This window comes from Streptomyces parvus, assembly GCF_014648875.1.
Classification (GTDB): domain Bacteria; phylum Actinomycetota; class Actinomycetes; order Streptomycetales; family Streptomycetaceae; genus Streptomyces; species Streptomyces parvus.
Map to the genome: position 1 here is coordinate 1195431 of NZ_BMRY01000001.1, position 14903 is coordinate 1210333.

The 14903-nt window shown below is 70.6% G+C and carries 16 protein-coding genes; 9 read left to right on the forward strand and 7 right to left on the reverse strand.

Going from position 1 to position 14903, the window contains the following annotated elements; all coding sequences use genetic code 11:
• Positions 1–71 precede the first annotated feature (71 nt).
• Entirely contained in the window at positions 72–872 is an 801-nt protein-coding gene (locus IE140_RS05395) for a TetR/AcrR family transcriptional regulator C-terminal domain-containing protein (protein WP_150196109.1), read from the forward strand.
• A 31-nt stretch (positions 873–903) separates the two neighbouring features.
• Positions 904–1305 (forward strand): PPOX class F420-dependent oxidoreductase, encoded by a 402-nt coding sequence (locus IE140_RS05400; protein WP_032777838.1) that lies wholly within the window; start codon positions 904–906, stop codon positions 1303–1305.
• 40 nt (positions 1306–1345) lie between these two features.
• On the opposite strand, the gene IE140_RS05405 is transcribed toward IE140_RS05400, so the two are convergent.
• Together IE140_RS05405 and IE140_RS05410 are read right to left on the reverse strand one after the other, a co-directional pair.
• Positions 1346–1921, reverse strand: coding sequence for an anthrone oxygenase family protein (locus tag IE140_RS05405; protein WP_150196107.1), 576 nt, complete (start codon positions 1919–1921; stop codon positions 1346–1348).
• 57 nt (positions 1922–1978) lie between these two features.
• Positions 1979–2392 carry a nuclear transport factor 2 family protein gene (locus IE140_RS05410; protein ID WP_150196104.1) on the reverse strand — a complete coding sequence of 138 codons (414 nt, stop codon included), beginning with the start codon at positions 2390–2392 and terminating at the stop codon, positions 1979–1981.
• Between the two features lie 132 nt (positions 2393–2524).
• Here IE140_RS05410 and IE140_RS05415 point away from each other — a divergent pair, with 132 nt between their 5' ends.
• Positions 2525–3124 carry a TetR/AcrR family transcriptional regulator gene (locus IE140_RS05415; RefSeq protein ID WP_150196102.1) on the forward strand — a complete coding sequence of 200 codons (600 nt, stop codon included), beginning with the start codon at positions 2525–2527 and terminating at the stop codon, positions 3122–3124.
• Between the two features lie 108 nt (positions 3125–3232).
• Entirely contained in the window at positions 3233–4033 is an 801-nt protein-coding gene (locus IE140_RS05420) for a hypothetical protein (RefSeq protein ID WP_150196100.1), read from the forward strand.
• Between the two features lie 63 nt (positions 4034–4096).
• Here the strand turns inward: IE140_RS05420 and IE140_RS05425 are convergent, their stop codons facing one another.
• The gene (locus IE140_RS05425) at positions 4097–4900 is read right to left on the reverse strand and encodes an alpha/beta fold hydrolase (protein WP_229826695.1); all 804 of its coding nucleotides are present in this window, start codon (positions 4898–4900) and stop codon (positions 4097–4099) included.
• A 307-nt stretch (positions 4901–5207) separates the two neighbouring features.
• Here IE140_RS05425 and IE140_RS05430 point away from each other — a divergent pair, with 307 nt between their 5' ends.
• Positions 5208–5816 carry a TetR/AcrR family transcriptional regulator gene (locus tag IE140_RS05430; RefSeq protein ID WP_093440184.1) on the forward strand — a complete coding sequence of 203 codons (609 nt, stop codon included), beginning with the start codon at positions 5208–5210 and terminating at the stop codon, positions 5814–5816.
• Between the two features lie 229 nt (positions 5817–6045).
• Here IE140_RS05430 and IE140_RS05435 read toward each other — a convergent pair whose 3' ends face one another.
• A complete protein-coding gene (locus IE140_RS05435; RefSeq protein ID WP_189460095.1) occupies positions 6046–7071 on the reverse strand; it encodes an SdiA-regulated/phytase-like domain-containing protein in 1026 nt (341 codons plus the stop codon).
• On the opposite strand from IE140_RS05435, the gene IE140_RS05440 reads away from it, so the two are divergent.
• Positions 7070–7849, forward strand: coding sequence for a GDSL-type esterase/lipase family protein (locus IE140_RS05440; protein WP_189460098.1), 780 nt, complete (start codon positions 7070–7072; stop codon positions 7847–7849). The genes IE140_RS05435 and IE140_RS05440 overlap by 2 nt on opposite strands.
• Before the next feature lie 237 nt (positions 7850–8086).
• Here IE140_RS05440 and IE140_RS05445 read toward each other — a convergent pair whose 3' ends face one another.
• The gene (locus IE140_RS05445) at positions 8087–8728 is read right to left on the reverse strand and encodes a TetR/AcrR family transcriptional regulator (RefSeq protein WP_006126618.1); all 642 of its coding nucleotides are present in this window, start codon (positions 8726–8728) and stop codon (positions 8087–8089) included.
• A 294-nt stretch (positions 8729–9022) separates the two neighbouring features.
• On the opposite strand from IE140_RS05445, the gene IE140_RS05450 reads away from it, so the two are divergent.
• A complete protein-coding gene (locus tag IE140_RS05450; RefSeq protein WP_150197720.1) occupies positions 9023–9955 on the forward strand; it encodes a sulfite exporter TauE/SafE family protein in 933 nt (310 codons plus the stop codon).
• A 13-nt stretch (positions 9956–9968) separates the two neighbouring features.
• On the opposite strand, the gene IE140_RS05455 is transcribed toward IE140_RS05450, so the two are convergent.
• Positions 9969–10553, reverse strand: coding sequence for a MarR family winged helix-turn-helix transcriptional regulator (locus tag IE140_RS05455; protein ID WP_308438347.1), 585 nt, complete (start codon positions 10551–10553; stop codon positions 9969–9971).
• Positions 10554–10572: 19 nt separating this feature from the next.
• On the opposite strand from IE140_RS05455, the gene IE140_RS05460 reads away from it, so the two are divergent.
• Together IE140_RS05460 and IE140_RS05465 are read left to right on the forward strand one after the other, a co-directional pair.
• A complete protein-coding gene (locus IE140_RS05460; RefSeq protein ID WP_189460100.1) occupies positions 10573–11574 on the forward strand; it encodes a DMT family transporter in 1002 nt (333 codons plus the stop codon).
• A 193-nt stretch (positions 11575–11767) separates the two neighbouring features.
• Positions 11768–12490: a hypothetical protein gene (locus tag IE140_RS05465; RefSeq protein ID WP_150197719.1), complete on the forward strand. Its 723-nt coding sequence runs from the start codon at positions 11768–11770 to the stop codon at positions 12488–12490.
• Between the two features lie 105 nt (positions 12491–12595).
• On the opposite strand, the gene IE140_RS05470 is transcribed toward IE140_RS05465, so the two are convergent.
• The gene (locus IE140_RS05470; protein ID WP_150197718.1) at positions 12596–14878 is read right to left on the reverse strand and encodes an exo-beta-d-1,3/1,6-glucosidase; all 2283 of its coding nucleotides are present in this window, start codon (positions 14876–14878) and stop codon (positions 12596–12598) included.
• Positions 14879–14903 lie beyond the last annotated feature (25 nt).

Below are 14903 nucleotides of genomic sequence, written 5' to 3' on the forward strand. Positions count from 1 at the left end.
GAACTGGGTACACCGTACCCGATTATGAGTACGGTGTACCCACTTTCTTTGCGGCCCATTACGCTGAGGCCATGACGAACGACGGAACGACAGCCGGGGCAGCGTCGAAGGCGGACGGGTCGGCCACCGGGAGCGGCGACATCGCGCGCAGCCTGGAGCTGCTGTGGGGCACCGGCGAGCGCCCCAGCCGCGGCCCGAAACCGGGGCTGACCCTGGACCGGATCGTCACCGCCGCCGTCGCCGTCGCGGACGCGGAGGGGCTGGCCGCCGTCTCGATGCGCCGCCTCTCCACCGAGCTGGGCACGGGCACGATGTCGCTCTACCGGTACGTCCCCGGCAAATCCGAGCTGCTGGACCTGATGTTCGACCGCGTGCTCGGCGAACCGTTCGCCGACCACCCCGGCGAGCCCCCCGCCGACTGGCGCGAGGCGGTCGACCGGATGGCCCGGGGGCACCTGGACACGCTGCGCCGCCACCCCTGGCTGCTGAAGATCAACCAGGCCCGTACGGTGCTCGGCCCCAGCGCCCTGCGCGGACTGGAACTCGCGCTCACGGGCCTGCGCGGCATGGGCCTGCGGGACCCCGAGCTGATCGGCGTGATCGTCGCGGTGAACAGCTTCGTGGAGGGCCTCGCCCGCACCCAGGCCGACGCGGCGGAGGCCGTGGCGCAGACCGGGCTGAGCGACGAGGCGTTCTGGGACCACCAGCACCCGTTCCTGGAGCGGGCCATGCTCAGCGGCGCGTACCCGATGATGGCGGGCATGGCGGAGGACACCTTCAGCTCCGAGTTCGACCACTTCGAGTTCGGGCTGGAGCGCCTGATCGCCGGTTTCGACGCGCTGGTCCGGGAGCGGGAGGCGTCCCGCACATGACAGAGCGGCCGGTCCGTGCGCCAATGGATATATGGACGCCAGCCGGGAGCTCGCTCCTTTCGTCAAGCAGTACGCCGTCCTGCTGAGCACCCGACGCCAGGACGGGACCTCCGTCGGCACACCGGTCAACATCGCCGTCGAGGGCGACCACGCGTTCATCCGCACGTTCTCGTCCGCGTGGAAGGTCGAGCGGATGCGCAACCACCCGCGGGTGGAGCTCGCCCCCTGCACGGTGCGGGGCGCGCCGACCGGACCGCGGATCAGCGCGCACGCGCGGCTGCTGCGGCCGGGTACGAAGGAGAACACGCACGCGGCGCGGATGCTGTCGCGCAAGTACCCGGTGGTGCAGGGCGTGCTGGTCCCGCTCGCGCACCGGCTGAAGCGGGACCGGACGCTGCACTACGAGGTGTGGCCGGTGACGGACGAGGGCTGAGGGGCGTGCGGGAGCTGCCCACGAGAGGGGACGATTGCCTTCATGGAACGAGCGGAGAGCCTTTGGCCGCACCGCGGGTGAGCCTCTGCGCCCGCGTCATCGTCCTCTGCGGCCCGGAGGGCTCGGAGCCCGAACGCCCCGACCCGAACCTGCGGCCGCCGAACGGCCCGAAGAAGGCGAGGAAGATCAGGAGGGCGAAGGCGGCAACGGCCGTAAGGGTCCGGGCGTGATGGAACAGCTCCCAGCGGTGCAGGATCTCGGCGTGGTCGGCCGGCGGCTTGGTGGCGGCCCACTGTTTGATGCGGCCGTTGATCGGTACGTTCCCGAGTCGAGTGATCAGGAAGGACGCGAAGGTCAGGAGACCCGCCGCGGCCGCGAGGGCTCGGGCCCGGCCGCGTGTCAGCGCGGCGAGGGTGAGGGAGCCGAAGGTGGAGGCCACCATGGCCCCCTGCACGGTGATCCCGTTGATCTTCATCAGCTCGGCGTGGAAGTCGAGCCTCATGGCGACCGGCACGGCGTCGAAGGTCGGGACGAGATTGGCGGCACCATAGCCGAAGGCACCGGCGAGCAGACCAGTGGCCATCAGGGCGATCCCATGAACGATGAGCACGCGCATGCCGTTCCTCTTCGTGGCGGCTCCACACGCAGCGGAGCAGGACGGGCGGGTGGGGTGTCAGGCCGACTCGGTCGCGCCGGCGGGCGTCGGCGACAGGACGCGGGTGAGCTGGTGCGATCGGTGCATGCGCCCGTCGTCGGTGAACTCCGCGAAGAGATGGACATCGATGGTGGTCTCGCCGCCTTTGCGCGTCCGAGCGTGAACCGTGAGACGGGCCGCGATGCGGCCACCGTCCGCGACGGCCTCTCGCACGTCGAACCGCCAACTGGTCACGTTTCGGCGTACGGGGCGGAGGTGCGCGAGGAGCCGGTCACGGTCGAGCCGGACTCCGTCGCTGACCTGGACCACGTCGGCCGTGTAGTGACGGCCCATCACCGACTCCGGGTCGTCCCCCCGGACCGTGCGCGCGGTGAGGGATTCGAAGAAGCCCTGGATGAACTGCTCGGGAGTGGTGTCGGCGAGTGCCTTCATAAGACTCCGATCGGCGGGTGCGCGGTAGCGGGAGTCGCGTGACGGGCATGACGCGCCCCATGACTTCCGATTACGATCTCTTACTCCGCTGTAAGATATAGGGGTCCTGTAAATTAGACAAGGATGTAAGAGATGACTGCTTCTGGAGAACCTCGTCGTCGACGGCGCGCCGACGCCGAGCGCAGCAGGAATGACATCCTCGACGCGGCGGTCCGCCTACTGCGGCAGCGCCCGGACGCCGCCATGGAGGCCATCGCGACCGAGGCGGGAGTGACGAGGCAGACGGTCTACGCGCACTTCCCGTCGCGCGAGGCACTCCTCACGGCGACCGTCGACCGGATCACCGAGGGTGCTGTCGCCGCCATGGACGCCGCCCGCCTCGACGAAGGACCGCCCACGGCCGCGTTGACACGATTCCTCGACGTCTCCTGGCATGCCTTCGAGGGCAATGCACCGCTTTTTCAGGCCGTGCCGATCGGCACGGCGGAGGGGAACGACCAGGCGCGTCACGCATCAGTCACCGACCGCCTGCGCGGCCTCATCGAACGGGGCCAACGAGCAGGGGAGTTCACCCCGGACTCGTCTCCCCCCTGGCTGGTGACCATCACCATCGCCCTCGGGCATGCCGCCGGTGAAGAGGTCAATTCCGGCCGCATGACGAACTCCCAGGCAAGGACCGCACTGAACACGACAGTTCTCCGTGCCCTCGGTGCCAGAGAGCAACGTGGGTGAACCACACCCTCGCGGAACACCTGCTGTCACTCCCCCTCCGGCCCCCACGACCTGCAGTGTCAGGCCGGCCGGTGCCCATCGTCAGTGCGGTGAGCTTCACTGTCCTCCATGAAGCTCACACAAGCAGCCGTCGACGACCTGCTGGCCGGGCTGGGCCCGCGGGACGGCTACCTGCACCTGCCCGGCGACACAGACCTGCAGGGCCTGACCGACCTGCTCGACAGCCGATACGGCGCTGCCCCGCGCACCCTCGCCCTCGACGGCTTCAGCGATCCGACGGTTGACGAGTCCAGGGGGGCGGCTCTCCTCGCCCCCTTCGACGGCCGAGCCGTGACGATACGGGCATGGGCTCACGGAGATCAGTGGGTCGGCACGGGAACGGCCCGGGACGCCGAGGGTGACGAGCGGCCGGTGCTGGTGGTCGCTCACAGAAAGATGCCCGAACCTCTGGCGGTCGCTCCGGACGAGGATGTCGACTGGATGGAGCGGCTCGGACGGATCACCGGCTGGAGCCACCCCGGTCGGCCGAAGGACGTGGACTGGGCGGGGGTGGAGTCGCGTCTGGGCGCCGTGCTGCCGAGCGACTACAAGCGCATGGTCGAGACGTTCGGCGAAGGCTCTTTCGACGGACTCCTGAACCTGATGCAGGAGCCGTGGGCAGCTCTCGACGAGGACGGTCTACTCATCTGGGCAGGCACTGAGCACGAGGACCTGTACTGCTGGAGGACCGACGGCGACGACCCCGACCGTTGGTCCGTCCTGGTCCGGTCCTTCGACCGTGAGGACGTACCCTTCGACTGCCAGACGGCGGAGTTCGTCTGCCACGTCCTCGTCGACCCGCACCATCCGTTCACCATGGCCCGCAACTTCACCACCCGATGGCTGGCCGATCACAGGGGAAGCGACTGACCGCACCCCGCACGGCAACAGCGCCCGGATGGCGGGGAGAACGTTCGTCGTGGTGCACGAGGGTCAGCCTGCTGGAGTCTCTGTTCGGTGTGCTGTGACGAAGGCGGCGATGTCGTCGGCGATTCTCTCGGGATACTCGCCGTTGACCGCGTGGGATGCGGCCTCGTAGATGCGGACAGTGCCTGCTGGAATCGCGCACTCGGCCGTCCGGGCGGCGGTCTGCGGATCGTGCATGACGGACCGGCCGGCGATGATGGTCAGAACGGGCATGCGCAGTGCGGCGAGGCGATCTTCGCTGACGCGCTGCGGTTGGGGCAACCTCAGTGTGTAGTGCCTCATCCCTGCTTCGATCATACGGGCCACTGGTACGTTCACGACGGGTGCTCCGCCCGCGGTATAGGAGCTGAAGCTGTCCCGCCAGGATTTCGGCAGCCATGGCAGTGAGGCGGGCAGTGACCGGGCAATGGTTTTCCAGGGCATGCCATCGACGACGTACACCGGGTCGATCAAGATCAGAGTCTCGATCTGGTTCGGCTCGCGCACGGCGAGATTGGCGGCGGTCCAGCCGCCTATGGAGAGTCCGACAAGGTGGAAAGTCCTCTCCGGAAGCGCCTCAAGGACTTGGTTCAGCCATGCCGCCTGGTCGTCGTCACTGCTGATGGGGCGGCCCTGGATACTCATTCCCGGTTCGCCGAGGAGGTCGAGCGTGTAGACGTCTCCCGTCGCAAGGAGACCCGGCAGATTGTCCGCCCACACGGGTGAAGCGGAGGCCCGTCCGGGGAGCAGGACGAACGGGACACCGGCGTCAGCCTTCCCGTCGAACCTGTAGACGCGTACCAGGCCGTAGTCGGTCCGGATGTCGAGCACCACCGCAGGTTTCGGGAGGTCACGCAAAGCCGCACCGTAGGTGGAGAGGAACCGGTCCTGGCCCTCGGCGCTGTCCCAGTGACCGACCGGGGAGGGCGAACGGAAGACGCGGGTGAGGGCAGCCGCGACACGCCGTCGCCATCGGCTGGGCCGAGACGTCGTTGCGCCGGTTCGATGCAAGGGCAAAGCGGCTCGGACACCCGGTTCGCTGATCGGCTCAGCCCTTCGATTCCCCGCTGTCGTGTCTCCCACGCCAACACCTCTCTACCGTCGGTCAGAATTTTGACCGTACGGTAGAATTAACGGCATGGCAACGAGACAGCGCCCTGAGGGGCACCGCCTGACGTTGACGGAACAGGCACGCAGATCGCAGCTGATCGCCGTCACCATCGAGCAGGTGGCGGAGAACGGGTATGCGGGCACCACACTGGCCGGCATCGCCCGGGCGGCAGGCATCACGAAGGCAGCCGTCTTTTACCACTTCGAGTCCAAGGACTCCCTGATCGGCGCCGCGTGCGCTTACGTCATCAGCGTCATGACCGACGAGGTGGCGGCGAAGACCCTGACCGCGGAGGCTGCGGACAGACCAGCCGTCTACGCCCGCTCGATGGTGAGTCACTTCGACGAGCATCCGCAGCACACACGCATGATCGTGGAAGCGGCCAACCGGAGAGGCTTGGAGTACGAGCCCGAGGCCAGATGGGGGCCCCTGGCGCAGCTCATCGACTCCGCGGCACAGGCACGCGGCACCGCAGCGGTCGACTCCCGCACACTCGCCATCATCACCGGCGGCGCCATCGACGCCATCGTCACCGAGGGGCTCCACGACCGCACCTTCGAGACGATGCCCGCCGCCATGGAGCTCGGCGCCATGATTGATGCGGCCCTCACCCCGGGAGCGAAAACGTCTTCCTGACATGACCCGTCGGTCGGGACCTGTGGGAACCGGCAACACAGAAGAAGCCGGGACCGGCAGGGGCGGCGACGGCCAACCGGACGGAGTCACGTGGTCCTTGGCCCTCTGAGGCTTGGTCCCGAGCTCGACGGGCCGGCAGGGCTCGGGAGCCGTCCACGCGGGCGCCGGGACGGTCATCACGTCGCGCAGCCCGGCCAGGGCGAGTATCAGGCGGGACTCAGTCCTACCCCTACCCCCGCTTCCGCCGGAGCGCGAACCACAGGACGCCCGCCCCGACGACGATCGCCGCACCGAGCCCGGCGCCGCCCTTGCCGCCGTCCTCCCCGCCGCCGTCGCCCTGGTCACCGGCTTCGCCACCGGCGCCACCGCTCCCCGAGGGCTTCCCCCGATCCTGATCGCCCCCGGAGCCGCCGCCCGCCACCTCCACCCGGACGACGTCGCTCCGCGCCCCCTCCGAGCCGAACATCAGGGCCGAGCCGTCCGCCGTGTACGTCACCGACTCCGCCTGCCGCTGGAACGGGGCGGCGACCGACCGGTCCTCACCGAGGCGGCCGTTCTCGAAGGCGTACTCGCGGGCGCTGAAGTACGAGCGCAGCACCAGGCGCTTCCCGTCGGGCGAGAAGGCCCCGTCCGTGACCCACGGGACCTCGTCCACCCGCCGGAAGGTGTTCACGGCCCCGGCGGTGAGCTTCGCCGGCCCTTCGTAGAGGCCGCCGCCGTCCTCGTTCTTGGAGGCGATGTAGACGCGGCCGGTCTTCGGGTGGACCATCAGCGCTTCCGCGTTGCGGGCCCCGTCGGCGTACTTCACGTCGTACTGGACGGCGTCGACGGTCGCGTCGCGCAGTTGCTCCGGCTCGGGGAACCGGTAGATCCAGACGTGGCTCCACGTGCCGTCCAGGTTGTCGCCGATGTCGCCGACGTAGATGTCGCCGTCGGGCCCGATGGAGATGGCCTCGACATCGCGCGGCTCCCCCACACCCCGCATGGTGATGGTCGCGAGGGTCTTGCCCGTACGGGAGTCGACGGCGAAGACGTAGGGGCCGTCGTCGCTGTCGTTGTGCGTCCAGTAGACGCCGGGGTGGGCGCGGCTGGCGGCGAGGCCGCTGGACTCGGTGACACGGGGGTCCTCGATCGTGAAGTCACGGTCGGGCCGCCCGTCGTCGGCCACGGCGGGACCGGCCCCGGCGAGCAGCAGAAGAGCAGCGGCGAGGGCGGCAGCACGGGTGCCCGCCGGCCCGGTCGGATACAGGCGCATGACCCAAGTGTCCATCGTCACGTCGCAGGCCGGAGCCGTGATCGGCCATGATGACGCCATGCGTTTCCTCTTCGTCGGCGATTCCATGACCATCGGGCGCGCCGGCGACTTCACCTGGCGTTACCGGATGTGGCAGCACCTGGAGGCATTTCCCGGTCTCGCGTACGAGATCGTCGGCCCGCGCTCGACGCTGTACGACGCCGAGGCGGACGCCCCGCTCTCCCCTACGTACGCCGACCCGTCCTTCCCGCCCGCCGCCCGCCGCCATCTGTCCGGCTGGGGCGAGGGCTGGCTGCACATGGCCCCGGTGATCGCGGACGCGGTACGTGAGACGGAGGCGGACGTCCTGCTGGTCTCGCTGGGCCTGATAGACCTCGGCTTCTACACGGACGCCGAGCAGACGGCGGCGAACGCCCGCGCGTTCATCGAGGCCGCCCGGACGGCGAACCCGCACATCCGCATGGTCCTGCTCCCGGTGATACCGAACATCCGGGCCGAGACGGACGCCCCGTTCGCCGCGTCCTGCGCCCGCTTCAACGAACTGCTGGCCAAGGCGGTTGCGGACCTCGACACCCCCGCCTCCCCGCTCCTTCTGGTCTCGCGCCCGCCGGGCTACGACATCCACACGGACACGTACGACGGCACGCACCCCGGCCCCAGCGGCGAACACCTCCTCGCGGCGGCCTTCGCGGACGCGATGCACCAGGCGTGGGGGCTGGGCGGCCCGTACGGGGGCGGTCCCTCGCCCCGGGAGTCGCTGGCCTCCGCCACGGTCTGAGCCCCGGCCGTCACGGCTCCCACACCGAGGAGTCGTGCGCGAAGAACACCCGCGCCGGATCGAACGCGGCCGGCCGGTTGTCCCCGGTCTCCGGCATACCGCCTCCGCCGGACCGGGCGGAGCGTCCAGGGCGCGCAGGGACCGCAGCACGTGGGCGTCCCGCCCCCGCCCGGGCTGAGCGAACGGTGGCCCGGAGGGGGATACGAAGCAACGTCCCGCCCCCGCCCGGGCGGAGCCTCATCCGGTCCGCTGCGACCCCAGCATCGTCAGGGCCAGCTGGGTCAGTTCGCCCGAGACCTCGCCGGGGCGGGCGCGGCGGCAGCGGCGGGCGTGGTGGGCCATCAGTTCGTGGACCGTGCCGACCATCACCATCACGTCGACCCGGTGGTCCCGGTCCTCCGCCTCGCCCCGGTCCACCGCGCGCTCGGCCTCGCCCGTCAGGAACTCCGTCCACAGTGCCCGCCAGAGCTTGCAGTGCTCGTCCACCACGGCGCTCACGCCCAGTACTTCGACGAACGTCACGCGGGCCTCGCGCGGGTCGCTGGTGACGGCCTCGACGTACGCGTCGAAGAGCAGCCGGACCCGTTCCTCGATCGAGCAGTCGTCGATGCCCTCGGTCAGCAGGGCGCGCTCCGCCGCCCGCAGCCCGGTCGTCGTGACCCGGTTGTGGAGGGCGATGAGCAGCCCCTCCCGTGACCCGTACTCCTGGCGCAGCACCTCGACCGGCACCCCGGCGGCCTCGCACACGTCGTGCTCGGCCGTCGCCCGGTATCCGTTGACGCCGTACAGCTCCCTGGCCGCTTCCAGAAGTTGTTCCCGCGCCTGCGTGCGCGCGGCGTCCCCGGGCCCGGTCCGCTGAACCGTCCAGCTGTCCGCCACCGGTCCTCCTTGAGCGCAAGGTGCGGGAGAGGAGCCTGCGCGCCTCTGCACGAACCGCCGCCCCATTGTGCTCGCCGCACCGCCGTCCGGACGGCCGCGCCACACCCGTACGGGGTAATACCCGTACGCGGAAACGCTTTTTCTTTGCGCGCCCCGAGTGCGCCCGCACATACGTCCCCTCCATCACGGCACCCCCGCATTGAACGCGTTCAAACTGCTCTGACACGATGTCCGTAGCTGCCGCCCGCGGCGGGCGTGCCGCACAGACATCGGTGTGCGCAAGGGGGACTGACGATGGAGAAGTCAGGAAGACCGGAGAAGAAGCGGCTCTTCGGGTTGTCGCTGCTGCTCTCGATGCTGGTGCTGATCCTGGAAGGGATGCTCGCGCTCGTCGTGGCCGTCGTGTACGGCATCACGCAGGAGTCACCGAACGCGGGCGGCGGCTCGGCGATGTTCATCCTGTTCCTGCCCGTGGTCGCGGTGTTCGGGATCATGGTCGCGGGCGCCGCGTCCGTGGCCCTCGTCTTCCCGGCCGCCTGGCTCGGCGACGTACTGGGGCGCCGGCTGGCCGGGCGTGAGGCGTGGTGGTGGGTTCCGCCGGCTGCGGCGGCCGTCTCCCTCGTGCCCGTCGGGTCCGTCGTCGCGGCGTACGGCGGCGCGGACCCCGCCACCGCCGCTGCGGGGTGGTTCTTCACCACGGTGGCCATCACCGTCCCGGCACTGCTCTGGCGCTCACGCCGGGAGCGGATCTTCAAGCCGGTGACCCTGTGGGGCGTGGCCGCCGTCGTGCTCACCGCCGCCCTCGGCGGCGTCGGTCTGGCGACGGGGGTCCTGAAGGAGTACCGGCCACCGGCGCTCATCTCGGCGGACATCGTCGGACGCTGGTCGGACGGGCAGGGCGGAACGGTCACCTTCACGGCGGACGGGCGCGTCACCGCCGTGGACGTCGACGACGACCTCGACGGCTGGGGTCACGAGGACGACGCCACGGATCCGGACGGCCCGCAGGACGGGGACACCCGCTGTTCGGGGCAGGGCACCTGGACGTACGAACCCGGCGGGGGCACGTGGTCGCAGGAGGTGGATCTCGCCCTCGACTCATGCGACTTCGACGTCTGGAACGTCGGCGGCACGGCGAGCCGGCCGACCCTCTACCAGTACATCGGCGACCCGGACTCCGGGGACCTGTACGTGCTGCGGAGGACGGACGCGGACGCGGGTTCCTGACGGTTTCGGGCGCTCATTCACCGTCCCGCACCGGCTCCACCTTCGCCAGCCACGTCGTCAGCAGCCGCTCCAACTGCGCCGCCTCCCGCGGCTCCAGGGCGTCCAGCAGGGCCCGCTCGTTCTCCATGTGGTCCGTGAAAGCCCGGTCGATCAGCGTCCGGCCGGCCTCCGTGAGCGCGACCACCCGGCCCCGGCCGTCGGCGGCCGACCGGCGCCGCGCCACCAGGCCGTCGCACTCCAGACGGTCGATCCGCTTGGTCATCGCCCCCGTGGTGACCATCGTGTGCGCGGCCAGCTCACCCGGCGCGCGCTCGAAGGGTTCCCCGGCCCGGCGCAGCGTGGCCAGGACGTCGAACTCCCCCTCGGACAGGCCGTAGCGGCGGTAGACGAGGTTCAGGCGCCCGGTCAGGAGCAGGCCCAGGCGGTGCAGCCGGCCGATGACCGCCTGCGGGGAGACGTCCACGTCGGGGCGCTCCCGCGCCCACTCGGCCTGGATGCGCGCAACGCGGTCCGGGGCGGCCCCGGATGCGACCTCCGCCTCTGCGTCGATGTCGGCTCCGGCGCCGGATCCGGGATTGCCCCGCTCATTACCTTCCATGGAAGTTATTATATCTTCCATGGAAGGTAATCTGAGATGGGCGCTGACCACGGCCGTGGCACCGGTCGCCTGGGGCGCGACCTACTTCGTCACCCGGGAGTTCCTTCCCGCCGGAAATCCCCTGTACGGGGCGGTGATCCGGGCTCTCCCCGCCGGGCTGCTCCTGCTCGCCGTGTGCCGGAAGCTGCCGCGCGGAATCTGGTGGGTGAAGTCCCTGGTCCTCGGCGCGCTGAACATGAGCGGGTTCTTCGCCCTCGTGTACGTGGCGGCCCAGCGCCTCCCGACCAGCATGGCGTCGATCATCATGGCCGTGGTGCCCCTGGCCATGATGCTGCTCGCCTGGGGACTCGTCGGCGAGCGCCCGGGACCCCGGCATCTCGCGGGGGCCGGTGTCGGCATCGCGGGCGTCTGCCTGATGGTGTTCACGGCGACCGGCTCCGTGGACCCCCTCGGCATCCTCGCCTCCCTGGCCGCGATGGGCGTCTCCTCGTTCGGGTACGTGCTCGCCAAACGGTGGAGCGGCGAGGTCGACGTGCTCGCCTCGACCGGCTGGCAGCTCACCGGCGGCGGGCTGCTGCTCCTGCCGTTCGCGGTCCTGACCACCGAAGGGGCACCGCCCTCGCTCGACGGTCCGGCCCTCCTCGGTTTCGCCTACGTCACCGTCGTGGCGACGGCGTTCGCCTTCGCCGTCTGGTTCGCCGGCCTGGCCCACCTGCCCGCGGGCACGGTCGGTCTGCTCGGGCTGCTCAACCCGGTGACAGGAGTGCTGCTGGGCGTCCTGATCGCCGACGAGACGCTGTCCGGGCGGCAGATCTGCGGCCTGCTGCTCACCCTCTGCGGCGTCCTTCTCGGGCGGCAGACCGCCCGGCCGCGACGGACGCCCGACCGGACCGGGGGCCGGACGGCCGGGCCGGAGAACCGCCGGGCGACCGGCCGGGCCGCAGAACGGGACGTCGTGGAGTGCGCCCGCGGGGACGGCCACTCCGGTCACTCCGGACGCTCCGGCGACTCCAGGAACTGACGGAAGCCGACCGTCACATTCGCGGTACGAGTCCTTCTCGACTGAGCCACCATCACCCGCCCAGAACGTGACGAACGCAAACTGGAATATCCCGGTCTCCCCCCTACATGTACCTTTTGACCCCGCTCTCCCGGGGTCACGAGGGCCCGTTCGGCCACACAGGGGTGTCACAGGCGCAACTTAGGCTCCGCTTATGCGTATCTCGAAGAACCTCATCGGGCTGGCCGCCGTCGGCATTCTCGTGGCCGGCTGCGGCTCCTCCTCGGGCGACGACTCCGCCCGCTCCACCGGATCGGCGGGCTCCGCCGGCCAGGCCCCCAGCGAGGAGGCGAAGGCCCCGGAGCCGGGCGCGGACCTCGCGGTGCCGGTGACCGGCCCGCAGGCCGACGTCGTCGCCTCCAGCTCGGACCCGAAGCTCAAGGTCCTCCCGAAGCCCGCCAACGGCGCGTCGTTCACCGAGAAGGTCGAGCACAAGCTCCAGGAAGACCTGCTCCGCCGCCTCAAGGTGCCGGGGAAGACCAGCGCGAACTGCCCGGACGGGGTGACCCAGAAGGCCAGTGCCGTCAGCATCTGCAACGTGACCTACGAGGGCGCGACCGTCCCGTACGAGATCGAGATCAGCGAGAAGTACAAGCCGGGCAGCTTCCTGACGTTCTACAACAGCACCCCGAAGCAGAGCGTTCTGGTCGCCAAGGCCGCCTACGACCGCCTCTGGGCCTCGTACAAGGGCCGTACCGACATCAGCAAGCTCTCCTGCGACGAGCTGCCGGTGGCCAAGGCCGTGGACGAGGAGACCGAGACCGGCTTCCACTGCCAGTACTGGGGCGAGCACGCGGGCGACGAGGGCAACGGCGGGTTCGTCAAGGTCGGCATCAAGGCCAACCGGCACAACGTGGACTTCTTCGAGGTCCGCTGACGACTGCCGGCGGTTCCAGGCCCCCGGGTCACACCGATGGGACCGCTCCCGCGATCGCGCGCGGGGCGGTTCCGTCGGCGGGCGCCGCCGCCCACCGTCCAGGGCTCAGCCCTTGACCGTGAACTCCCCTCGCAGCAGCGCCTCGTCCCGGGACGACGGGCCCACCAGCAGCTCGAAGCGGCCCGGCTCCACCGTGCGGACGCCCTCCGCGTCCACGAGCGTGCAGTCGGCCACCGGCAGCTCGAAGAGGAGCTCGCGCGACTCCCCCGGAGCCAGCGCCACCTGCCGGTAGGCCTTCAGCTCCTTCTCCGCCCAGGTCACCGACGTCACCGTGTCGCTCACGTACACCTGGACCGTCTCCAGCGCGGGCCGCGCCCCCGTGTTGGTCACCGTGACCCGGGCCCGTACGGTCTCCGACTCGTCGACCACCGCCGTCAGCACCTCCAGGTCCGCGTAGGCGACCGTCGAATAGCTCAGCCCCTCGCCGAACGCGAACGCCGGGCGCTGGGTGAGGTCCGCGTAGCGCGTACCGTGCTGGCCGCGCACCTGGTTGTAGTACGTCGGCTGCTGGCCCGCGTGCCGGGCGAAGGACAGCGGCAGCCGCCCGGTCGGCTCGATCAGCCCGAGGAGCAGTTCGGCGATCGCCCGGCCGCCGAGCATGCCGGGGTTGGCCGCGTACACGATCGCCGCCGCACCCAGCGCGGACGGCGGCAGCACCAGCGGCTTGGAGCTGATGACGACGACCACCAGCGGCTTCCCCGTCGCGGCCAGCGCGTCCAGCAACGCGACCTGATCACCGACCAGTTCGAGGGTCGCCGTCGACTTGCCCTCGCCGATCAGCTCGATCCGGTCGCCGACGACGGCCACCACATGGTCCGCGGCCTCCGCCGCGGCGACGGCCTCGGCGATCAGCTCCGCGTCGGGCGCGGCCGGGTGGACGACCTCGGGGCGGGGCTGCCCGTCGGGGAAGAACTCCCCCTCCGGGTCGGGCCCGACATCCAGGATCCGGGCGCCGGGCGCGTACGAGACGGTCCAGTCGGCGGGCACCTGGTCGCGGAAGCCGTCGAGGACCGTACGGATCATGGCGCGCGGCTGGCCGTCCGGGAGCCAGTCGGCCTGCCCGGACGAGCCCGCCCAGTCGCCCAACTGGGTCTGTGCGTCATCCGCGTTGGGGCCGATGACCGCCACCGTACGAGGGCCGGGGCCGGTGGCCCGCCCCTCCTCGCCCGCCTCCAGGCCGCCCGCGAACGGCAGCGTGCCGTCGTTCGTCAGCAGCACCAGCGAGCGGCGGGCCGCCTCCAGGTTCAGCGCCGCGTGCGCCTCGCTGCCGATGACCTCGGCCTGCCGGCCGGCGTCGGGGTGGCGCGGGTCCTCGAAGAGGCCGAGCTCGAACTTGAGCGTCAGGATGCGACGTACGGCGGCGTCGATCTCCGCCTCCTTCAACGCGCCCTGCGCCACCGCCTCCTGGGCGCCCTCGAAGAAGTTCGACGTGGTCATCACCATGTCGTTGCCCGCGCGGACCGCCGCCGCCGAAGCCTGCGCGTAGTCGGCGTAGACCTTCTGCTCCCACACCATGCGGCCGACGTTGTCCCAGTCGGTGACCAGCGTCCCGGTGTAGCCCCACTCACCGCGCAACACCTCGTTCAGCAGCCAGTTGTTGACGGTGATCGGCACGCCGTCCATCGACTGGTAGCCGAGCATGAAGGTCCGGCAGCCCTCCTTCGCGACCCGCTCGAACGGCGGCAGGAACCAGGAGCGCAGCTTGCGGCGCGAGATGTCCGCCTCGCTGGCGTCCCGGCCGCCCTGGGTCTCGGAGTACCCGGCGAAGTGCTTGGCGCAGGCCAGGATCGCGGTCGGGTCGTCCAGGCCCTCGCCCTGGTAGCCGCGCACCATCGCCGAGGCCAGCTCGCCGATCAGGAAAGGGTCCTCGCCGAACGTCTCGCTGACCCGGCCCCACCGCAGGTCCCGGGTGATGCAGAGCACCGGCGAGAACGTCCAGTGCACCCCGGTCGCCGCGACCTCCACCGCCGTCGCCCGCGCGATCCGCTCCACCAGCTCCGGGTCCCAGGTGGCGGCCATCCCGAGCTGCGTCGGGTAGATCGTGGCCCCCTCCCAGAACGAGTGCCCGTGGATGCAGTCCTCCGCGACGAGCAGCGGGATGCGCAGCCGGGTCTTCGCGGTGAGCGCGGCGGCCTCGCGCACCCGCTCCGGGGACGCGTGCAGGATCGAGCCCGCGTGCAGGTCCTCGACGAGGTGCCGCACGCCCTCCTTGGCGTTGAGCTGGAGCATCTGGCCCACCTTCTCGGGCAGCGTCATGCGCCCCAGGAGGTCGGCGACCCGCTCCGCGACGGGCAGCGCGGGGTCGAGATACGGCGGCTTGGGACCCACAGGACTTCCTTTCACGACGGACACG